Genomic DNA, 21,948 nt, shown 5'->3' with positions numbered 1-21,948 from the left:
TCCCTTCGGGATTACAGAATCAATATTTTGTTCACTCATAGGGTTTGTGAGCGAATGTACGCTGAATAGTTACAAAACCGAAGGCTTTTTCAACTTTATTTTTTGATTATTCGTGACAGATATGATATTGTTCATCGATAGATTCAATAGCCGTATAGAGGTGTATTGTAATACGTTATTCCTTTATGCCGCAATACGTCGCCATTGTTGGGATTTTTTTCATAACACGAAACGGTTACGATTACCGTATTATTTCAGGAGCATCTATGTCAATCAAAGAAAACCTGGAACAGGTGAAACAAAATATTGCCAGCGCTGCCATGAAAACGGGCGAGAGGCCGGAGGATATAACCCTGGTTATGGCGACTAAGACGATAGCACCGGAACGAATCCGTGAAGCCATCCTGGCGGGAGGACATATTATCGGAGAAAACAAGGTGCAGGAGGCGCTAAAAAAATATGAGGTCTTACAGGGTGAGAATGTAGAATGGCACTTTATCGGGCATCTGCAGACGAATAAGGTTAAGGACGTCCTGAAGTTTGCAGATATGATCCATTCTGTGGATCGCTTACATCTGGCTGAGAAATTAGACCAGCGTCTGCAGCACGAAGGCCGCTGCCTGGATATTTTGGTGCAGGTCAACACTTCTCATGAGGAAAGCAAATATGGCGTTGCGCCGGAAGAGGCGATTTCCCTGGTCAAACAGATCTCCAAATATGATACCTTGAAAATACACGGACTCATGACCATCGGCCTCTTTACCAAGGACGACATAAAGATACGTAAGTGTTTTAAAGTGTTAAAGGAGATTCACGATACTATTATCAAAGAAGGTATTGATCGTGTACAGATGAAATACCTTTCCATGGGCATGTCGGGTGATTACCAGATTGCAATTGAAGAAGGTGCAAACATGGTGCGCATTGGTACCGCCATCTTTGGTGCCCGTCCCACCCCTGACGCCTATTACTGGCCTTCGGAGAAGACCGACGCAGACCGGACGAAGCCGTCCAACTTTTAACATTACGTTGTTAGAAATTCAAATGACGAATTTTTTAAGGCACTTGAATTTAACCTAAACCCTGCAGACAGGGCGAAGCCTTGTTACAGAATTAGACCAGAAATGGTAATTTCTCCAAGGTGTTTTGTGAATACAAACACCTAACCCGAATGAGTCGGAAAAGTTTTGTGTTTTAAGTGCCTGCAGACACAGCATACAAAATAAGCATAATATGCAAATAGTAATTTTCAACCGATTCGTTCGGGTTAGCCAGACACAAGGTATTTATTTTCCATAGGATTCCATGGCGGATTCAAGTTTGCAACTTGAACCGAATATTTTATATGACTGAATCAATATTAATTTTACCCTCAGCATTCGCAGACGACCACACCCAATCTTCAGGACTTTTTACATATTGTTTCCTCACCGGATTTGCATGAATATAATTTGTTTTCTGAATTAAATAATACTCGCCCTTAATCATTTTTGGCATATTCGTCTTCTCCCAAAATTCAAATCTGCCATTTCCCATCTCGAAAAGCTTTAAAACATTTGGTTCTGTAGCAATGATATTCTTTAAAAGGTCTCTCCGGATATGGTTTATATACGTATAAATCTAAATTTATTTCTCCACTGCGGGTTCAGGTTTGTAACCTGAATCCCATAGTTTATCAACGGATAACGCCAGTGAATTCAAACCGGCGGGTGAATCAAACTGATGGGTTCAAGTTGCAAACTTGAACCTGCGTAGGGCAAACCCCGCGTAGGTCTTCTCAATTCCGCTGGTTCCCACGAACTATCCTGTATGGCTTTTTCTACTTCATCACTGGTAAAACCACGTTTCGTTGTATAACTCAAGGCATGTGCAGATAGTCTTACAGGTTTCATGCTGAACTTTCCTCGACTATTTTAATTTCATCTTCTGTCAACCCATACAATTCATACACCAACTGGTCAATCTGGCGGTCGGTGGCGTCGATCTGGCGCTGGATAACGGTCTTGTCATGGTCTGTCTTTGCCGATGCTAATTGCTTGTGGAGTTCGAGCATCTGTCTAACAAGAGCAACCGTACTATCATGGTACGACTTGTCCGATGGGTTAGATGAGTCGATTGTCCGAATGGGAACTTGTGAAAAATACATGGGTTTATATTCAAAATAACCTCCCTGTTTTGTAGAGGAAATTGAATGCATGACGAAATCAGTCACCCTTGAATTCAATATTCCAAGCAGGTATAAATCGTCCGTGGCAATAACCGATGTTTTGTCATTCGAATAAAAACCCAAATTGTCAATTGTATATGAGGCACTTTGCACAATGGTCGGAATAATTATCTTCGGTTTTTCAAACTCGGCGTAGTAGTCAACTGCATCCTGAATTTCATACCATTTATAGGATCCCGGTTTTCTTCCTTTCCAATTACTGCCTTTCCAGTCCTTCGGTTTTGGCATAAGCTGTTCTTTATACCGGCTTAAATATTTTTCTATGGGAGGATATTTTTGGATTTCGATCCCACGTCTGGTAAAAATCAGGAATTGCTTGCTCGTTGGCGGCTGATAGCGTTTAACATCCCGCCCAATCAGAAATGGCTTTATAATCTCTTTGCTCTTAGGGTCTTCAGAAACAAGCCTATTTCGTGTTTCTTCATCGATTACAAATGCCTCATTGAGTCCTGTTAAAACGCCTCTATAGATTTTACCTTTTACATATTCTTTTAAAGGAATTCCGGACTTTTTCAGCTTGTTAAGCAGCGCAGCGCTTCGTTCGTCTGCAAGCGACCAGCCCGTGTCATCAAGGATGGATAATTTTACAGAATGGCGGTTTTCTTTTACATAGCCTTCCAGACTTTCAAATTCAAGTGTCTTTACCTGTGCCGCTACAAAGGTGGACGAAGGTTTGCCTTTCCCGATGACGAGGATGCAGGGATACGTTGTAGCCCGCTGGAATACCGGCAAATCTCCGAAATCGACAATTTGTTCAATACATTGCTGCATTAACCACTTTCTGAGTGGCTCACCATAATTAGCCCGCATCCACTTGTTTGAGACTATATAACCGAAAATCCCTTTATCCCTGAGCAACGAAACACCCTTCTCAATAAAATACGCATAGAGATCGGCCATCCCATGATATACCGTGTATTTACGTTGGAGATATTCTTTCAGATCGCCTAAACCTTCTTGCCTTACATACGGTGGATTCCCGATTACCACATCAAACCCGCCATTCTTCATGATCTCAGGGAACTCCTTTGCCCAGTCGAAGGGGTTGATGCGGTAGCGTTCCTCGTCTGACAAAACACCACTACCCGCTAAATGGGTTACAACCCCCTCGCCCCCTTTTCTAAGGGGGATATCCTGATTCCCCCTTAACAAAGGGGGATTAAGGGGGTTGTAAAAATCAGTCCCGATGAGCGAGTTGCCGCATTTGATGTTATTGCCGAGATCGGGCAGGGCACGTTCGTGAAACAGTTTGAGTTGTTTTACAATGGTCTGCTCGGACTCGCCTTCCAGCACCTTCAAAAGGAGCGACAGCTTGGTTACCTCCACGGCCTGTGGATCGATGTCTACGCCGTAGATGTTGTTGAGCAGGATGCGCTTGCGTTCTGCGGTGATCAGCCGCCAGTCACCACCCATTCCCTGGTATAACGTCGGTGAGCGACCGGTTGACCATTTTTCAGGGCCGTCGGCCACGTACCAGTCACGATGCCAGTCAAGCAGGTATTTATAGGCGCCCAGGAGAAAAGAACCGGAGCCGCAGGCAGGGTCGAGGATGCGAACTTTAGCAACAGCCTTCGGAGTAACGTTCCTGATTTTAGATTTCGGATCCCTAATCTGAGTCGAGGCCAAGTTTTGGATTTCGGAATTCACAACCCCCTTGCCCCCTTTGCTAAGGGGGATTTTCGCACGTTCTCCACTTTGTATTTCACATTCAAGAAGTTTACCTACCGTGTTCTTTACGATATAGTCAACGATATAGGTCGGTGTGTAGTAAACCCCGCCTGCCTTCTTGACCTCAGGCTTGTCCTCTACCACCGCGCGATGGCCAGCCGTAAGGCGGATTACTTTGCCCAGGAATTGCTCGTAGACCTGACCCAGGATATCGGCTGAAAGAACAGAAAATTCATACGGGCTATCGGGATAGTACAGGTTTTTGATGATGTCCTTGAGTACGCCGTCGTCGATGGCCAAGCTCAGCGTGAGGGTATCTGGCGATTCAGAGCGACCCTTTTCCTTTTGGAAGTGAAACAAACCGGAGTTGTAACGTTCATCGGCGCGATGAAATATTTCGCAGAGACGTGCATACACGCGGTCTCCGTTCTGCAAGGCCATGAGGCGACCGTACTTTTCGATGCCGCGATCCTCACAAATACGCAGGAAGATGATGCGGTCGATGGTGCGCTGGATGGCGAAGTTCAGGTCGTGCTGGGTCATATCAGGGTTGCGCAGCGCCAGGTTGCGGGCAAGCATGTCGCGCCAGGATTCAATTTCTTTTAGAAAGGCGGTATCAACCTCAGCGGTGCCTCTTTTGGCCTTGCTCGTTTCGGCATATTTATCAAAAGCGCCCTTGAGTACCGCATCGCGTGAGAAGATGGAGGCGATCTCGTCCCACCGCTGTGCATAGCTGGTGTAATTGAGATAGAGAATACGGGCGGTAGAAGGTTTGTCCAGCTTATCGGGTTTTACCCTGCAGTCGTAAACGACGAACTCCTCAAAATCAGTAAGGATGCTGAGCGGGAGTTTGGCAGACCATGCGTAGCGGCGCAGTTGAAATGCGGAGTCGACATCGTCTTTGAGATTGACAGCGGGCTTCTTCGCCTCCACGAAAAACTTACGGACACCGCCGATGCGGAAGCAGTAGTCCGGGGCCTTGGTCATACCGCCAACCTTGATGGAGTCCTCGTGGATTACGTCTTTGTAAGCCTCGGCGTAGCCCTTCTCATTGTCAACATCCCAGCCAAGTATCTTAAAAAACGGATCGATGAACTCGCGCCGAAGCTGGGTTTCATTGTATGTACCGGAGCGATATGCCTCTCGATTGTTGTCGAATCGTTCGATCAGCCCAAGAATTTCCTGAGGAACAGTCATAGAAAATTAAATGAAAAATGACAATATCAAATTGCAAATGCGTTTCCTTGTCATTTAAACATCCTGCTTGTTCCTAAACTTTGTTTTGGAACGCAATTTTATGCAAAATTCCTGTTTTGCGTGAAACGGGGTTTGGGAACCAGCAAAAACGAGATTCTTCGCTTCGCTCAGAGTGACAAAAAGCGAATGGCTCAGAATCTGTAACAATTTTTCATTAAAGCTCATTCCCAGTCATCTCCTTCGATTTTCCTCGCATTTTTCTTTTTGCCTTTTTCCTCCCGTTCGTCACAATGGATAAAATCAATTTCCCGTTTTAGAAAGTCGATCTTGTAAATCTTTACTTTCACAACCTCTCCAATCCGATACATTTTCCTGCAACGAGTGCCAACAATGGCCATGGTTTTTTTGTCTACCTGATAGATGTCATCTGCCAGGGTACGGATGTGGACAAGGCCTTCCAGCAGGTACTTATTTAGCTGGACAAAGAAACCGAATTCCTGGACACCGGTAATGACACCGTCAAAGATCTTTCCCGTCTCATGCTCAAGGAGCCGAAGTAGTTTTAGTTTGGTAATTTCCCGTTCCACTTCATCAGCCCTGCGTTCTGTCATGGAGCAGTGCCCTACCCATTCGGGCAAACAATTCATCCATGCATCGCGCACGGAAGGCGTCGACAACTCGCCTGAAAAATATTGATCTAAAATCCTATGGACCAGCAGGTCCGGGTAGCGGCGGATAGGAGAGGTAAAGTGGGTATAGTGGTCCAGCGCAAGTGCAAAGTGTCTTCCTTCGCCAGCCGAATAGACCGCCTGTTTCAGCGATTTCAGGAGTACAAGATTTACCGTATAGGCCTCAGGCTTTCCGCGAATCTTGTCGAGTAATGACTGCAGGTGTTTGCTTTTGAAAGGGTCTATCCGGGTATGTTCCAGTCCACGGATAAACTCTGCAAATTCCCACATGTTGTCTTCCTCTGGTTCCGGGTGGATACGACACAATAGCGGCATCTTTTTTTCAAACATAAAAGTTGCCACCATTTCATTCGCCAGGAGCATAAATTCCTCTATTAATCTATGCGAGATATCCCTTTCAACCTTTTCGACATCCTTGATGTAGCCGTGCTCATCCAGTTTTAGAGAAATTTCGGGGAGGTCCAGTTCCAGGGCGCCTCGCTCCAGCCGGTTTTTAAAAAGCAATTCGGCAAGATGTGCCATGTTTCGTAGCATGCCTACCGCTTTATCAGGTATATCTTTATCGATTTCATTATTGAGGATGGCGGTAGCTTGTTTGTATGTCAACCGTTTGGTAACGTTAATAACAGAATATCTGATCTCCGTTTTGACAAGAGACCCTTTATGATCCATTGTCATAAAAATACTTTTGGTGAGCCGATCTTCGCCTTCTCTCAGGCTGCAGATATTGTTTGATAACATTTCCGGCAGCATAGGAATAACCTCACCGGGTAAGTAGACGCTGGTACCCCGATACCGTGACTCTTTATCAATTGCTGTATCAGGCTTTACATAGTATGAAACATCTGCTATGTGTACGCCAAGATACCAATCTCCATTTTTATCCTTTTCGAGGGATACCGCATCATCAAAATCTTTGGCATCTTCGGGATCAATGGTAATGATGAGTTTGTCGCGCAGGTCGAGCCTGCCCAGGGTTTCTTTTTCAGAAACCGTCTGCGGCACCTGTTTTGTCTCTTTTATCGCTCTTTGGCCAAAGGTGTGAGGAAGTTTAAATTGATAGATAATCGAACGGAGGTCTACCCTGGGGTCTCCATCTTTTCCCAAGACTTCTGTGACCTCCCCTTCCGGGTTGAGATGTCTGGATGGCCATACGGTGATTCGAACGACCACCTTATCGCCGGGTTGTGCGCCCTTTGAAACTTCTTCTGCAACGTAGATGTCCCTGAACAATCTGGGGTTGTCGGGGGCAACGAAGCGTAATCGTTTTGCTTTTGCGAAGGTGCCCACGACGAATTCATTCACACGTTTTAAAACGTTAACAATTTGTCCTGTTGGACTTCGTCCTCTTTCCTTCCATTTTTTTGGAATCTGAACAGATGTGGGTAGCCGCACCACCACGAGATCTCCATGCATAGCGGAACCCATGTCTTCTCCGTTGACATAAATATCTTCGCCTCCGCCTTCTTTGACCGGGATAACAAAGCCAAATCCCCGCGGATTGCATTCCATGGTGCCCACCAGCAAGTGCACCTTTTCCGGGTCAGCGTACTGTTTTTGCTTGATCTTTACGATCTCACCGGAAAATTCCAACTCCTGCAAAAGGTTACAGAATTGGCGGTATTCTGCATCACTGACGCCAAAATGCTCTGCCAATTCAGCGGCTGTCATGGGGCTGTATTGTTTGCTACGAATGAATCTGAGGGTTTCTATAGGGTTGATCATGGTAATTTGTAACTATTCAGCGAAAAAAACTTTGTACCGGTTTCGTTTTTAAAAATGGCGACTGTTCTACCTTACGAAATACCAGGATGTTGCCTTTTATACCCAACGGGCAGATAGGGTATAGCAAGGGGTGAGTCTCTCTGCTATATCCTATTTTTTATACAATCTCCGTTCAAACATCCTTACATATTCCGTCCACGAGCTGGCGGTATCTTTATGCTCGGTTATTGCCTTTGTTGCCGCATGCACCTTTGCATCCAGATTATCCAGGTGGTGCAGGGCAATAGCCTCGGGCGTACCGGGTTTTACCGGAGAACCCCACTCGTACTCACCGTGGTGGCTTAAAATGAGATGGAAAAGGACATTGAGTAAATCCGGCGGAAACCCATCTATTTTTTGAGCCTTTTCATAGACCATAAGGACACCCGAGATGAGGTGTCCGGTAAGTTGTCCTTCATCGGTATATTGAAAACTGCGTTCGTAGGACAGTTCCCGAGTTTTCCCGATATCGTGAAAGATGACGCCCGTAAGTAACAGATCTTTTTTTATTGTTGGATATTGATTTGAAAAACTAATTGCCAGTTTGGCAACGGAAAGGATATGCTCCAATAATCCACCTAAATAGGCATGGTGATATTGCGTAGCGGCTGGTGCGGTAGAAAATACTTTACAAAAAGATTCATCAGAAAAAAATGCGTTTAAGAGTTTTGAAAGATAGGGGTCTTGAATCGTTTTGACAATCTGTTTGAGTTCGTTCATCATTACAGAAACATCTTTTTCCGTGGCAGGTATGAATTCACCCATCTGTACTTGCGCTTCTGAGATGGGACAAATTTCGGTAATTCGGATTTGCAGGGTATTGTTGAAGGTCTCAACTACGCCTTTTATCTTTATGAACGCATCCTTATTGAAGCTGTCACAAAGCTGGGGTGTTGCATCCCATTTCCGTGCTTCGATAGAACCGGATTTGTCGGCCAGTTGAAGGTTGAGGTACGGCTTTTTTTCCCTTGTTTCCTTGACTTCCTTTTTCAGTACAAGAAATACTTCTTCTATCACCTCGCCGGTTTTTAGACTGGATATATATTTTCTGGGCATTTTTGTAATATTATCCGCTGGTTTCCAACATTTTTCCGATTTCCGATCGCAGGAACTTTTATGAGTAATCATTACCTGAAGGGATATTTTTACGGATTTTACGTAAGTAACGAGATAATGTCAAGGAGTATAAGTGGTTATCCTGCATTTTTTTATTGCAATAAAATGCTCAACTGATTAATATCTGTTGAAATGTTTCTATCATTTCTTTTTTAACAATACCGTTTGCAGGCATATAAATATATGGGTGAATTACTGGAAAAAATTAAAACCAAGAAGGCCAAAATAGGCGTCATCGGACTTGGTTATGTTGGACTGCCCCTTGCGCTTGAATTTGTCCGAAGCGGGTATTGTGTAACAGGAATCGATAAGAGCAAAGAGCGTGTCGAGTCTCTTAATAAAGGTATCTCGTATGTAATTGATGTAAAAAGTGAAGATATTGCTCAATTCATTGAAAAAGGTCTCTTGAGTGTAACCAATGAAGTCAGCTCCTTATCGACTCTCGATGCCATGAGTATCTGTGTTCCAACACCATTGACAAAGACGAAAGACCCGGACATGTCATATATTATCAATGTGGGTCGGGAAGTGAAGAACTACATGCGCAAGGACCAACTCTTTGTTTTAGAAAGCACCACGTATCCGGGCACAACCGAGGAACTGATATTGCCTATGTTAGAAGAAGGGGATCTCGAGGTTGGTAAAGACTTCTATCTTGCCTTTTCTCCGGAACGTATCGATCCTGGAAACAAGCGGTATTCCGTAAAAAACATTCCCAAGGTGATTGGGGGTGTTACCCAGCAATGTACGGAATTGGCGAGTTGTTTATACGGCCATATTATTGAGGCGATCATACCCGTTTCGTCTCCGAAGGTGGCAGAGATGGTAAAACTCCTTGAAAATACCTTCCGGAATGTCAACATTGCACTGGTTAACGAAATTGCCATCATGTCGGAAAGGCTTGGTATCGATGTATGGGAAGTCATCGATGCCGCGAGGACAAAGCCCTTTGGTTTTATGTCGTTTTATCCTGGGCCTGGCCTGGGGGGACATTGTATCCCCATCGACCCGCTGTATCTCTCCTGGGTTGCCAAAAAGAACGGGTTTGAATTGCGATTTATCGCCTTAGCTGATCAAATAAATAGCTCTATGCCTGAATTTGTTGTGGAAAAGATTACGGATGCCTTAAACGATGCAGAAAAAAGCGTAAAGGGCTCCAATATCCATATCCTGGGCGTTGCATACAAAAAGGACGTGGATGATCTTCGGGAATCGCCTGCCCTCGAAATTATGAATATCTTGCGATCGAAGGGCGCCAAAATAACGTACACAGATCCGTATATTCCCGAGATTCATTACCAGAAACTAAGCATCAAGTCAAGACCCCTTTCTAAAGAGGTCTTATCCAAGGTTGATTGTTCTGTAATTGTAACAGACCACAGTAATCTTGATTATAATTTTATCGTGTCCAACTCAAAACTGATTGTCGATACCCGCAATGCCCTGAAAGGCATTAACAAGAAACATATCGTGCGACTCTAACATGACGGATCTGCTTTTTGAAATTGGCACGGAAGAGATTCCCGCCAGTTACATTACTCCTGCGCTCAACCAGATGAAGGCGCTGTTTACAGAACGTGCAAAAAAACACCGCTTAGAGGTGCAGTCCCTTTATTGCACGGGTACACCCAGAAGATTAACCCTATTTGTGAGGGGTCTGCCGCAAAGGCAGGAAAGTGTCACGGAAGAAGTCCAGGGACCGGCTGCATCAATCGCCTTTGATAAGACTGGAAATCCTACAAAAGCAGGCCTGGGTTTTGCCAAGTCTCAGGGTGTTGATATACATAACCTTCAGATAAAAAAGACGACCAAAGGCGAATATTGTTTTGCGATCAAACAGGCAGAGGGGCAGGAGACGCTGCATATTTTACCAGAAATTCTTGCGGAAATCATAAAGGGTATTTCATTCCCCAAATCCATGAAATGGAAAGGGAGTAATTTGTTCTTTGCCCGTCCCATACGTTCGATCCTCGCACTCTTTGGTGATAAGGTTGTTCCTATGGAAATCAACGGGATTAAGGCTGACAAATTTGCCTTTGGGCATCCTTTCTTATCCGGCAAAAGAATTGAAATTTCTCGGGCAGACTGGGACTTATACATGCAATTACTCAGGCAGGAAAAGGTTGTCGCCGATATGACCGAGCGTCGTGAGACACTGAGGGCGAAGATAACGCACCTTATGGCATCCCATAGCGCCAGCATGGATGACGAAGAATTGCTGGATGAAGTAACCAATCTGGTGGAGTATCCCCATGCCGTTGAATGCAGCTTTGACGAAGAGTTTCTGGATATCCCAGGCGATGTTATTGAAACAGCCATGAAGGAACACCAGCGATACTTCCCCATCAAAAAAAGGGATGGGAACCTTTCTAATAAATTTATAGCGGTTGTCAACCGTGACGAAATTAATGCCCAAACGGCTGTTCAGGGAAACGAACGCGTACTGAAAGCGCGACTCTCTGACGCCAGATTTTTCTGGAAAGAAGACAGAAAGCTCCCGCTGGAAAAGCGGGTGGACGACCTGAAGAATCTTGCGTTCCTTGAAAAGCTGGGAAATTATCGTGACAGGACGGACAGGATTGTCAATCTCTCCGAATATCTGTCACACCGATTAATTGCACTGAATCAGTTGCCGATAGAAGCCGATGCACGGATAAAACGCGCTGCACTCCTGTGTAAGGCAGACCTCCTCACCCAGATGGTAGGCGAATTCCCGTCGTTACAGGGAATTATGGGACGGGAATATGCTAAATGGGACGGGGAAGAACCCGCTATCGCCACGGCGATAGCAGAACATTATATGCCCCGCTTTGCCACCGATACCATTCCTGCATCAAAGATTGGAGCTGTGGTGGGCTTGGCTGATAAGTTTGATACGATATGCAGTTGTTTTGCCTTACAGTTAACGCCGACTGGTTCGCAGGATCCTTACTCCCTGCGACGCCATGCCTATGGTATTATCCGCATTATAGAAGAATGTGAATTTACTCTGGAAATTCAGGAGGTGCTCTCCAGGGCTTTTTCCCTGCTCCCTCTGTTTCTGAAAAAACCGGAACGTAATCATCATCAGGCAGCACAGGACAAACACATGCAAGGCATCAAAGATTTTTTTCGGGACAGATTATTTCAGATAAACATAGAACGGGGACATCGCCACGATCTTATAAATGCTGTTTTAAATACCGGTGCAGGATTTAATGACATTCATGATTTTTCTCAAAGGTTACAGGCATTGTCCTGTGTTTCAAAAGAGTGCTGGTGGCCTGATCTGGTCACTGTCGTTGAAAGGACGTTTAATATCGGTAAAAAAGCAACCAGCATCGGGTCGGTAGAGGAACATCTCTTTACAGAGCCGGAAGAACGAAAGTTGTGGGATATTTATAAAAAGAATAAAGACACGGTTCAAAACCATGTGACTGAAAAAAGATATGAAGAAGCCTGCCGCGCTTACTATGAAGTCTTCGCCAGAACTGTCCATAGTTTTTTTGATAAGGTATACGTGAACGTTGAGGACGAATCCGTTCGCAATAACAGGTTACTGCTGGTTAAGACGATTAATGAATTATACTCCGAAAAGATAGCGGATCTTTCTCACATGGAGATGTCCGGCAACAAGAACCAGGCGAGTTAGCTATAATTCTTCCCAATCTTCACGAAAAGGTAACGGGCGTGGAACATAGGTATTTTCCTGTTGTGAAATAAATTTATGGTAATCCTGTTTATAGCTTTTTTTAAGAAATCGAGGTTTCGTATATGAAAAATGTAGAATTCTCTGTAGAAGGAAACATCCTCAACATAAAGATAGATCTGTCAAAAGAGTTCGGCCCCTCTTCTTCAGGCAAAAACATTATTGTAGCATCAACGGAAGGGAACGTTACCATTCCCAATCGTGAGGAAAAGATCGGTCTGAACGTGTATCGCAAGAAATAGGCGAAAACTGTCAGTAATGGTTACGAGAAAGATACGGTGGTGTCTTTAAAAGGATGCTATCACTGCCACGAAATCCTTCAACTTTCCCGTAAAAAAGATGCCGGTTAAACGCTTCAGGAGCATACCTTCGATCGCCTGCAACGTTAGTGATCACACACGATACGCACAGAGATTGAAGGCATTTGTTCCGCCTGCAGCCAACTGTCGCCAAGTCTCTTTACCAGAATATAGGCTTTTATCATGATAAAAAAATCGATTATTGCCCGTGGCATACGGGTAAATAATTTAAAAAATATCAACATTGAAATCCCCCATAAAAAATTTGTAGTAATTACCGGTGTGAGTGGCTCCGGCAAATCCAGCCTTGCATTTGACACACTCTTTGCTGAAGGGCAAAGAAGGTATGTGGAATCATTTTCTGCCTACGCACGTCAATTCCTGGAAAGGATGGATAAGCCCGATATCGATCACATAGAAGGGATTCCTCCGGCAATAGCCATCCAGCAGAAAAATCCGGTTAAAAACCGGCGCTCAACCGTTGGCACCGCTACGGAAATCAATGATTACCTGAGACTGTTATTTGCACGGATTGGCAAGACATATTGCACCAACTGCAAGCGGCACGTTCAGATCGACAGCATTTCTCACATCGTTGAAACCATATTATCATTACCGGAAGGCACCCGGTTTCAGGTTGCTTTCCCGATTACGGTCAGCCAGAAGGTGTCTGGACAATCCCAGGTTGATCTCCTGAAAGAGCGGGGATTGGTGAGGATTCTTGCGGATAATTCTCTTATTGATATCACTGCCACGACACCAGACTGGGATATCAGAAATGCAAAATCTGTTTATGGAATCATCGATCGCCTGACGGTGAAAGACGTAATTAAGGAGCGTCTTACAGATGCGCTGGAAACCGCGTATCGTCTTGGTTCGGGGCATTTAAGCATTTTTCTCAGTCTCCAGAATCCCACCCTGCACTCAGGTATCCCGGTACCGGGAATTCCAATGACTATTCAGGGCTCGCCTTGGATTGAGCTTAAATACAGCAAGCAATTTCTGTGTAGTTATTGCGCCCTCGAATATCCGGAACCTGTTCCAGGGTTATTTTCGTTTAACAATCCCATTGGCGCCTGCCCCAAATGCCAGGGTTTTGGATACACGATTGAAATTGATATAGATAGTGTCATCCCGAACAAGGAAAAAACCCTACGTGAAGGGGCAATAGCCCCCTGGAATACACCCACATACAGATCCCTGTATGAGGCGCTGGAGAAAGCGGCTTCCAAATATCATATCCCCCTGGATGCTCCCTTCCACAAGTTGACAAAAGAGCAGATTCATTTGATTTGGGAAGGAACAAAAGAATTCTGTGGCATTCGCGATTTTTTTGCATGGCTAGAACAGCGAAAATATAAAATGCATGTTCGCGTATTTTTAAGCAAATACCGGGGATATACCTTATGTCCCGCTTGCAACGGGAAACGCTTACAGGGACAGGCGCTGAATGTTACCGTAAACCATAAAAATATAGCAGACATTTGCGCCATGACTATCGATGAGGCGTGTCAATTCTTCAGGGAGCTTCAGCTTACGGAATATGAAAAAATAATCGCCCATATGCTGTTGCAGGAAGTACAAAAGCGGTTGGATTATCTGATTAAAGTAGGCCTGGGGTATCTTAACCTTGACCGTATGACCCGGACGCTTTCCGGAGGTGAAGCCCAAAGGGTCAATCTTACAACGTCTCTTGGTTCTTCACTGGTAAACACCCTCTATATCCTGGACGAACCCAGCATTGGTCTTCATTCAAGAGATACCGACCGGTTAATCCAGATACTGGAGCGATTGCGGGATATCGGAAATACGGTTGTTGTCGTGGAGCACGACCGGGAGGTTATCAAAGCGGCAGATGAGATTATTGACCTTGGTCCGGGCGCTGGTGAAAATGGCGGCGTGGTTGTTTTTCATGGCCCATTTAAAAATTTGTCCGCCCATAATGGTTCACTCACAGGCCAGTATTTAAAAGGCAATAAGGCCATTAAAACACCATCTCGCCGGAGGATGGTTGGCAACAGGGCTCTTGTTTTAAAGGGCGCCTCACAAAACAACCTGAAGAATATCGATGTCACCTTTCCCCTGAATATGATGGTTTGTGTAACGGGAGTTTCAGGATCAGGAAAAAGCACCCTCATCCAGGACACCCTGTATGGGGCGATCAAAAAAAAGCGGGAAGGATTTACGGGGTTTATAGGGAAACATGACGGCATTAAAGGAACACAATTTATTAACGATGTTATTCTTGTTGATCAATCACCCATAGGACGCACCCCTCGTTCCAACCCCATTACGTATGTAAAAATATTTGATGAAATCCGGAAACTTTTTGCATCGTCTCGGGATGCAAAAATACGAAATCTGAACACGAGCTCCTTTTCTTTCAACGTAGCAGGCGGAAGATGCGAACACTGCGAAGGCGCCGGCACCATCAGGGTTGACATGCAGTTTCTTGCAGACATTTATGTAACGTGCGACAAATGTGACGGGAAACGGTTCATAAAAAAGGTACTCGACACAAAATATAAAAATAAAAATATCCACGAGATCCTCGAAATGACTGTGAATGAAGCCTTCATTTTCTTCTATGATTCTCCCCGTATCACGAAGGGGTTAAAATTTCTTCAGGATACCGGATTAGGCTATTTAAGGTTAGGACAGCCGGCTACGACCTTGTCAGGCGGAGAGGCTCAGCGACTAAAGATTGCTACTTACATGGCCCAGGAAAATCCCGACGCAATGCTTTTCATCTTTGATGAACCAACGATCGGATTGCATATGGACGATGTTCAGAAATTGCTCGTTTGTTTTCAGGGATTGATTCAAGCCGGGCATTCCTTAATCGTAGTAGAACATAACCTCGATGTCATTAAATCAGCCGATTATGTCATTGACCTTGGTCCTGAAGCTGGCAGTGCGGGAGGATATATCGTTGGTTGCGGCACACCGGAAGAGATATCGCTCATAAAAACGAGTCACACGGGGAGATACCTGAAACCGTACCTTTCCTGAGTATTCAGTTTACCATGGAATGAAAGATTACCATGAAATTTAATAAAAATAAATTTCTGTTGATTATCGGCATTATCATCAGCGTTGTTTGTACTTGGTTATTTATCAGAAACATTGAATGGACGCTTCTGAAAAATGCCTTACAAGATGCAAACTACTGGTTTATCATCCCAACGATTATCTTAACTCTGGCCGTTTATGTGGTGAGGGCAATCCGTTGGCGCATATTACTGTCACATATTAAATTAACTTCCGTGATGAACTTGTTGTCGGTTACCTGCATCGGCTTTATGGCAAATAACATATTTCCCGCCCGGGCAGGAGAAATTTTGAGACCGTTTCTCCTTACGAAAAAAGAGGATATAAAATTTTCAACATCCTTCGCCACGGTAATCGTCGAGCGGATTTTTGATATGCTGGGTCTCATTATATTTACCGTAGTCGTTATCATCCTGCTGCCACACCCCTCTGCTTCTCATCATGATACCCTTGCGCACATTTCTGCACGTCAGGTAAGCGCTATCAATGAATCAATTATTCCTTCCCTGAAAAAATGGACCGAGGTGTTTGCTGCGGTCGGTATCTTTACCATTGCCTCGCTTTTCTTCGTCGTCCTTAAACCCGATTTCTTCAAGGAAATACTCTCAAAACTCTGCACCTTTTTTCCGCATAATCTTCGAGATAAGATTTTGAGACTGTACGAATCCTTTGTTTACGGCCTGAAAATTCTGGAAGACAAAACACAGGCGGTATGGATACTAACCCTCTCTCTCTTCATCTGGGTTCTTGGAGGAGCAGAAATATATCTCCTCGGGTTTGCCTTTCACATGCATCTCCCCTTCGTTGGAGGATGCCTTGTCGCTGTTTGTCTGGCGCTGGCAGTTGCCCTGCCCCAGGCGCCCGGATATATTGGCGTCTTTCATATCGCCGTACTAAAATCGTTGCATATTTTTGGAATAGAAACCACGGCTGCCCAAAGTTATGCCATTGTCTTGTGGGCTATCAGCATACTCCCTTCTACGATCATAGGTTTCCTCTTCCTCTGGCGGGAAGGCATCGCCTTCCATGAAGTCATGAAGCTGGAAGAAGAAATCGCCGAAGGAACGCTGGAAGAGCTGGAGGGGGTAACACGAGACATTAAGTAAATCGATGTCAGAGGAAGATCTTCTCAAATTAACAATTGATAAGTCGGTAAAGGGCATTCGCCCGGTACGGCGCCGAAAACTGAACTATCGCATTGCCGTAATAGGGTTCATTGTTTCCGCCATGGTATTCCTTTACCTTTGCGGCTTCCTGACACCGGCTGTCCATGTTGAAGTTGCCAGCGTTGTCAGAACGTACCCGTCTCAGACCCTTACCCTGTTAAATGCCAGTGGCTATGTGGTAGCCCAGCGCAAAGCCTCGGTAGCTTCCAAAATCACCGGACGCATTGTTGCACTCAACGTTGAGGAAGGAAGCAAAATAAAAAAAGGCGAGATCGTTGCGCGCCTCGAAAATGAGGATGTCCTTGCTTTGCGGAATCAGGCGGTTGCAGCACTGAATGTAGCGCGCTTCAACCTTCAGCAGGCAAAGGCAGAACTTTACGATGCAACGGTTTCTTTCCGCCGCACAAAAGATTTACTGGCAAAGGGAATTGCAACACCTGCTGAATACGATGCCGCCGTGGCTCGCTACCAGAAGGCAAAGGCTGCTGTTGCCGGAGCAAAGGCTTTCATCAAAGCCGATACTGCAGCGCTTCAGGTAGCCAGAGTTTCATTGGAATATACCCTGATCCGGGCGCCCTTCGACGCCGTGGTTTTAACCAAAAATGCCGATATCGGCGATATCGTTACCCCCATTGGAGCGGCTGCCAATGCGAAAGCGGCGGTTGTCACAATTGCCGATATGAACTCGCTCCAGGTGGAGGCCGATGTTTCCGAATCAAATCTGGAAATGGTAAAGGTTGCTCAGCCCTGCGAGATACAACTCGACGCCTTGCCTGAGTCCCGCTTCCGCGGAGAGGTGCACATGATCGTACCGACAGCAGACCGGAGCAAGGCAACCGTGATGGTCAAAGTTCGTTTTCTCGAAAAAGACAGCCGTATCCTGCCTGAAATGAGTGCAAAGGTTGCCTTTCTCTCCCGACCAATCGAAAAGGAAGAGCAAAAACCCCTGACGGTCATCAATCCAAATGCAATTGTAACCAGAAACGGGAAGCATTTCGTCTTTCTCGTAAAAGACAACTGCGTTGTACTAACCTCCGTTAATCTGGGAACTACGATCGGCGATATGATAGAAGTCATTAGCGGAATAAAGCAAGGCGACAAGGTGGCCGTTAAACCGGTAAATAAATTGAAAGACGGTTCAAAGATCAGGGCCATAGAAAGATAATGGAACAGAAAGCGCCTCTTGTTGAGATAAAAAATTTAAGTAAATCTTATTACAGAGCAGGCCAGAGGATACCGGTATTGGAAAATATTACCTTTGACATCGAGGACGGCGAGTTTCTGGCGTTAATGGGTCCTTCGGGTTCCGGAAAGAGCACCTTGTTAAACCTGATTGCCGGCATCGACAAGCCTGATAGCGGCATTATTGCGGTAGGAAATGTCAATATTACCGTATTATCAGAAACAGAACTTGCCCAGTGGCGTGCCGCCAATGTTGGTTTTATCTTCCAGTTTTACAACCTGATTCCGGTACTCACCGCCTTTGAGAATGTTGAGTTACCCCTGCTGCTAACTTACCTTTCCCGGAAAGAGCGGAGGGAACATGTGGAGGCAGCGCTCCGGATCGTTAATCTTTCCGATCGAATGAGTCATTATCCCAGTCAGCTTTCCGGCGGACAACAGCAACGCGTGGCCATAGCCCGGGCTATTGTAACCGATCCGGCGATTCTTGTAGCAGATGAGCCTACCGGCGACCTGGACCGGGTTTCGGCGAAAGAGATCCTGGAATTAATGGTACGCCTGAATGCCGATCTTGGCAAGACCATTATCATGGTCACCCATGACCCCCATGCGGCAGAAAAAGCCCGTATCATAAGACACCTGGAAAAGGGCATTCTCAATGCATCTCCTCAGACTCATCTTTAAAAACACCTTTCGTCATACCCTCCGGACATCATTGACCATCCTCGGTATTGCCATCGTTATCCTTGCCTTTGGGCTTCTGAGAACTGTGGTGAGTGCGTGGTATGCGGGAGTCGAGGCCTCTTCGGTGAACCGCCTCGTGAGCAGAAATTCCATATCGCTGGTTTTTCCGCTCCCTATTTCGTATAAGGAAAAGATGCGCCAGATATCCGGAGTGCAGTTCGTATCGTACGGAAACTGGTTTGGCGGTATTTATATCGATGAAAAAAACTTTTTTGCTAACTTCGCAGTGGAACCGAAAAGTTACCTGGAGTTGTATCCCGAATACGTGCTGCCGCCCGATCAGTCAGTTGCTTTTCTGCGAGATCGGAAGGCCGCAATTGCCGGAGAGAAACTGGCAACAAAATATGGCTGGGAACTTGGTGATACCATAATCCTGAAAGGAACGATTTTCCCGGGTAACTGGGAGTTTGTCCTGCGCGGGATCTACCGGGGCAGAGACAAAAGCACCGATGAAACCCAGTTTTTTTTCCATTGGGACTACCTCAACGAAACCCTGAAAAAAATCTTGCCGCTGCGGGCAGACCAAACGGGTTTTTATCTGATTGGCATAACCCGTCCTGATCTGGCTGAGGAGGTGGCAATAGCTATCGATACCACCTTTAAAAATTCACTCGCAGAGACCCTGACCGAGACAGAAAAGGCCTTCCAGTTGAGTTTTGTTTCCATGACTGAGGCAATTGTTGTTGCCATACAAGTGGTCTCCTTTGTGGTCATTATCATCATCATGATCGTGCTCTCTAACACTATGGCGATGACTGCCCGCGAGCGCATCGGGGAATATGCCATATTGAAAACTCTGGGATTTGGAGGGTGGTATATTGCTGCGCTCATATTCGGAGAGTCCCTGTTTATCGCCACGATTGGCTGTGCCGTCGGTATTTTATGCACTTTTCCAATAGCAAGAGTCTTTGGCAATACCATGGGAGCTTTCCTCCCGGTGTTTCATGTCACCATGGCAACCCTCTGTCTCGATATGGTTGCTGCCTTTTTCGTGGGTGTGGTGGCAGCAACTATCCCGACCTGGCAAGCAATAAGAATCCGTATCGCTGATGGCTTGAGGAGGATTGGCTAGATGAAGATTCCTTTTTTATACAGTTTCCGCAACCTCCTGACCCGCCGGCTCACTACCATACTTACAGCATCCGGTATGGCCCTGGTGGTATTCGTTTTTGCATCGATCTTAATGCTTGCCGAGGGGTTGAGGAAGACCCTCGTGAATACCGGTTCCTATAATAACGTGTTGGTCGTCCGCAAGGCAGCGACCTCAGAAGTGCAGAGTGGTATTGACCGGCATCAGGCATCCGTTATAGAAACCCAGCCGGAGATTGCCTGCGGGACAAACGGCCAGAGGTTACTGTCAAAAGAGCTGGTAGTGCTTATCAGCCTTCCGAAGCGGGGAAGCAATAAACCATCAAACGTGGTTATCAGAGGAATTTCCGAAAGCTCTCTCTCTTTGCGCCCGCAGGTACAACTCGCCGAGGGGCATATGCCTAAGCCAGGTTCGTCCGAGATTATTGCAGGTCAAAGTATTGCAAAAAGGTTTAAAGGAGGAGGCATGGGAGAAACACTCCGTTTTGGCATGAGGGACTGGATGGTGGTCGGGATATTTGATGCGGGGAATACGGGTTTCGGTTCAGAGATATGGGGTGATGTCGACCAGCTTATGCAGGCATTCCGGCGTCCCGTGTATTCATCCGTTCTCTTTCAACTGAGCGATCCTTCGGCATTTACAAAATTCAAAGCGCGTATTGAAAGAGACCCAAGGCTTACGGTGGAGGCAAAACGGGAAATCATTTACTATGAAGAGCAATCAAAAATGATGGCAAAATTCCTGCGAATCATGGGGTTGTCGCTCACGATTATCTTTTCACTGGGCGCGATTATTGGCGCCATGGTTACCATGTATTCTGCAGTAGCAAACCGAACGAATGAAATCGGAACACTGCGCGCCCTGGGGTTTCAAAGAGTAAACATCTTGGGGGCTTTTCTCATGGAATCGCTCATCCTCGGTTTTCTGGGGGGCTGCGCCGGGCTGTTTTGTGCATCATTTCTGCAACTGCTTACCATTTCTACCATGAACTTTCAGACCTTTTCCGAACTCGCCTTTACCTTTTCTCTCACCTTCGGTATTATCTATAAGTCCCTGGCTTTCTCCCTTATCATGGGCTTTCTCGGTGGTGTCCTCCCCGCAGCCAGGTCTTCGCGCATGAATATCGTGGACGCACTTCGTGCGGGTTAATATGTGCACAGCATCATCAACAACCTCATATACTGAAGATTATTATATTGAGATCCGCGTGAGGTTGGGTTGAGGAACAAAATCCAACGTTTCCATAAATGACATTGCCAGCGTTGGGTTTCGCTCCCCTTCTGCCCGACCTGCAGAATTTTACAAATTTTGTTAAACGAAAAGGAGGCATTCCATGTATTGGTTATTTCTGATCTTATCCATACTTTTAGAGGTCTCAGGCACGATGTGCTTGAAATTATCCCAGGGTTTCACAAAGATAGTACCATCCGTACTGCTCTTTATCTTCTATGGATTCAGCCTGACGTTATTATCTTTTGCCCTCAAAAAGATTGACATAAGCGTTGCTTATGCAATATGGTCAGGGCTGGGAACGACCCTCATTGCAACGGTGGGTATTTTATGGTTTCGAGAGCCGTTAAGCGCTGTAAAGATACTTTCGATTGGACTGATTGTACTTGGCGTGTTAGGGTTGCGTCTGAGCGATGGAATTCAACAGTAGTTTGGCTGAGGAACGAAACCCAATGTTTCTGTATATGGCATTGTTGGCGTTAGGTTTCGCACTTGATTTAGTAACCGAACGCATTTCTTTATCATCGGGCCTACGGCCGGAAACGACCGGAAAATTATCGGCAAAAGCTTGTATTTCGATCAGCGGAACCGTTATGACGACACCTGGCAAAATACACATAAATCTTCACCTCTTTCAAATACCGTCAATTTCGTGACGAACAATTCAAAAATTGTCTTAAAGAATTTGTATCATAAAATTTGACCTTTATTGAAAAAATGATTTTTACCCGTTACACACCTATTGCGTTTAACAAAATAAATTTGTAACTATTCAGCGTACATTCGCTCACAAACCCTATGAGTGAACAAAATATTGATTCTGTAATCCCGAAGGGA

16 protein-coding genes are annotated in these 21,948 nt (G+C 45.5%); 11 read left to right on the top strand and 5 right to left on the bottom strand.

Annotated features, from left to right (window positions below; translation table 11 throughout):
* Positions 1–266 precede the first annotated feature (266 nt).
* Positions 267–1,022 carry a YggS family pyridoxal phosphate-dependent enzyme gene (locus tag BIY37_RS09280; RefSeq protein ID WP_070067565.1) on the top strand — a complete coding sequence of 252 codons (756 nt, stop codon included), beginning with the start codon at positions 267–269 and terminating at the stop codon, positions 1,020–1,022.
* 319 nt (positions 1,023–1,341) lie between these two features.
* Here BIY37_RS09280 and BIY37_RS13510 read toward each other — a convergent pair whose 3' ends face one another.
* From BIY37_RS13510 to BIY37_RS09255, 5 genes are all read right to left on the bottom strand, one after another.
* A complete protein-coding gene (locus BIY37_RS13510) occupies positions 1,342–1,497 on the bottom strand; it encodes a hypothetical protein (RefSeq protein ID WP_179129355.1) in 156 nt (51 codons plus the stop codon).
* A 200-nt stretch (positions 1,498–1,697) separates the two neighbouring features.
* The gene (locus BIY37_RS09270; protein WP_070067563.1) at positions 1,698–1,892 is read right to left on the bottom strand and encodes a hypothetical protein; all 195 of its coding nucleotides are present in this window, start codon (positions 1,890–1,892) and stop codon (positions 1,698–1,700) included.
* Positions 1,889–5,092 (bottom strand): Eco57I restriction-modification methylase domain-containing protein, encoded by a 3,204-nt coding sequence (locus tag BIY37_RS09265; protein ID WP_070067562.1) that lies wholly within the window; start codon positions 5,090–5,092, stop codon positions 1,889–1,891. The genes BIY37_RS09270 and BIY37_RS09265 overlap by 4 nt, the downstream gene beginning before the upstream one ends.
* A 221-nt stretch (positions 5,093–5,313) precedes the next feature.
* On the bottom strand, positions 5,314–7,506 hold the full coding sequence (rnr, locus tag BIY37_RS09260; protein ID WP_070067561.1) for a ribonuclease R: 2,193 nt from the start codon (positions 7,504–7,506) through the stop codon (positions 5,314–5,316).
* Between the two features lie 150 nt (positions 7,507–7,656).
* Entirely contained in the window at positions 7,657–8,601 is a 945-nt protein-coding gene (locus BIY37_RS09255) for a 3'-5' exoribonuclease YhaM family protein (protein WP_070067566.1), read from the bottom strand.
* 243 nt (positions 8,602–8,844) lie between these two features.
* On the opposite strand from BIY37_RS09255, the gene BIY37_RS09250 reads away from it, so the two are divergent.
* From BIY37_RS09250 to BIY37_RS09210, 10 genes are all read left to right on the top strand, one after another.
* Complete coding sequence (locus tag BIY37_RS09250) at positions 8,845–10,143, top strand: nucleotide sugar dehydrogenase (RefSeq protein WP_070067560.1); 1,299 nt, start codon at positions 8,845–8,847, stop codon at positions 10,141–10,143.
* A gap of 1 nt (position 10,144) precedes the next feature.
* The gene (gene glyS, locus BIY37_RS09245) at positions 10,145–12,292 is read left to right on the top strand and encodes a glycine--tRNA ligase subunit beta (protein WP_070067559.1); all 2,148 of its coding nucleotides are present in this window, start codon (positions 10,145–10,147) and stop codon (positions 12,290–12,292) included.
* A gap of 122 nt (positions 12,293–12,414) precedes the next feature.
* Positions 12,415–12,591 carry a hypothetical protein gene (locus BIY37_RS13505; protein ID WP_179129354.1) on the top strand — a complete coding sequence of 59 codons (177 nt, stop codon included), beginning with the start codon at positions 12,415–12,417 and terminating at the stop codon, positions 12,589–12,591.
* A gap of 240 nt (positions 12,592–12,831) precedes the next feature.
* A complete protein-coding gene (gene uvrA, locus BIY37_RS09240; RefSeq protein ID WP_070067558.1) occupies positions 12,832–15,660 on the top strand; it encodes an excinuclease ABC subunit UvrA in 2,829 nt (942 codons plus the stop codon).
* Positions 15,661–15,692: 32 nt separating this feature from the next.
* A complete protein-coding gene (locus tag BIY37_RS09235; RefSeq protein WP_070067557.1) occupies positions 15,693–16,805 on the top strand; it encodes a lysylphosphatidylglycerol synthase transmembrane domain-containing protein in 1,113 nt (370 codons plus the stop codon).
* 4 nt (positions 16,806–16,809) lie between these two features.
* A complete protein-coding gene (locus BIY37_RS09230; protein WP_070067556.1) occupies positions 16,810–18,030 on the top strand; it encodes an efflux RND transporter periplasmic adaptor subunit in 1,221 nt (406 codons plus the stop codon).
* Positions 18,030–18,731 carry an ABC transporter ATP-binding protein gene (locus BIY37_RS09225; protein ID WP_179129353.1) on the top strand — a complete coding sequence of 234 codons (702 nt, stop codon included), beginning with the start codon at positions 18,030–18,032 and terminating at the stop codon, positions 18,729–18,731. Before BIY37_RS09230 ends, BIY37_RS09225 begins: the two co-directional genes overlap by 1 nt.
* Complete coding sequence (locus BIY37_RS09220) at positions 18,706–19,863, top strand: ABC transporter permease (protein ID WP_070067554.1); 1,158 nt, start codon at positions 18,706–18,708, stop codon at positions 19,861–19,863. Before BIY37_RS09225 ends, BIY37_RS09220 begins: the two co-directional genes overlap by 26 nt.
* Positions 19,864–21,030: an ABC transporter permease gene (locus BIY37_RS09215; protein ID WP_070067553.1), complete on the top strand. Its 1,167-nt coding sequence runs from the start codon at positions 19,864–19,866 to the stop codon at positions 21,028–21,030. It abuts the gene before it with no gap.
* Positions 21,031–21,214: 184 nt separating this feature from the next.
* Complete coding sequence (locus BIY37_RS09210) at positions 21,215–21,541, top strand: DMT family transporter (protein ID WP_070067552.1); 327 nt, start codon at positions 21,215–21,217, stop codon at positions 21,539–21,541.
* Positions 21,542–21,948: the final 407 nt, after the last annotated feature.

It is taken from the genome of Candidatus Brocadia sapporoensis (assembly GCF_001753675.2).
GTDB lineage: Bacteria > Planctomycetota > Brocadiia > Brocadiales > Brocadiaceae > Brocadia > Brocadia sapporoensis.
The sequence above is the reverse complement of the archived record's forward strand: the minus strand, read 5'-3'. Positions and strand labels throughout refer to the sequence as shown.

Coding starts and splice junctions, on each gene's coding strand:
- glyS (WP_070067559.1), top strand. CDS start 10,145: ATGACGGATCTGCTTTTTGAAATTGGCACGGAAGAGATTCCCGCCAGT.
- BIY37_RS09210 (WP_070067552.1), top strand. CDS start 21,215: ATGTATTGGTTATTTCTGATCTTATCCATACTTTTAGAGGTCTCAGGC.
- BIY37_RS13510 (WP_179129355.1), bottom strand. CDS start 1,497: ATGCCAAAAATGATTAAGGGCGAGTATTATTTAATTCAGAAAACAAAT.
- BIY37_RS09220 (WP_070067554.1), top strand. CDS start 18,706: ATGCATCTCCTCAGACTCATCTTTAAAAACACCTTTCGTCATACCCTC.
- rnr (WP_070067561.1), bottom strand. CDS start 7,506: ATGATCAACCCTATAGAAACCCTCAGATTCATTCGTAGCAAACAATAC.
- BIY37_RS09255 (WP_070067566.1), bottom strand. CDS start 8,601: ATGCCCAGAAAATATATATCCAGTCTAAAAACCGGCGAGGTGATAGAA.
- BIY37_RS09270 (WP_070067563.1), bottom strand. CDS start 1,892: ATGAAACCTGTAAGACTATCTGCACATGCCTTGAGTTATACAACGAAA.
- BIY37_RS09230 (WP_070067556.1), top strand. CDS start 16,810: ATGTCAGAGGAAGATCTTCTCAAATTAACAATTGATAAGTCGGTAAAG.
- BIY37_RS13505 (WP_179129354.1), top strand. CDS start 12,415: ATGAAAAATGTAGAATTCTCTGTAGAAGGAAACATCCTCAACATAAAG.
- BIY37_RS09215 (WP_070067553.1), top strand. CDS start 19,864: ATGAAGATTCCTTTTTTATACAGTTTCCGCAACCTCCTGACCCGCCGG.
- uvrA (WP_070067558.1), top strand. CDS start 12,832: ATGATAAAAAAATCGATTATTGCCCGTGGCATACGGGTAAATAATTTA.
- BIY37_RS09265 (WP_070067562.1), bottom strand. CDS start 5,092: ATGACTGTTCCTCAGGAAATTCTTGGGCTGATCGAACGATTCGACAAC.
- BIY37_RS09235 (WP_070067557.1), top strand. CDS start 15,693: ATGAAATTTAATAAAAATAAATTTCTGTTGATTATCGGCATTATCATC.
- BIY37_RS09250 (WP_070067560.1), top strand. CDS start 8,845: ATGGGTGAATTACTGGAAAAAATTAAAACCAAGAAGGCCAAAATAGGC.
- BIY37_RS09280 (WP_070067565.1), top strand. CDS start 267: ATGTCAATCAAAGAAAACCTGGAACAGGTGAAACAAAATATTGCCAGC.
- BIY37_RS09225 (WP_179129353.1), top strand. CDS start 18,030: ATGGAACAGAAAGCGCCTCTTGTTGAGATAAAAAATTTAAGTAAATCT.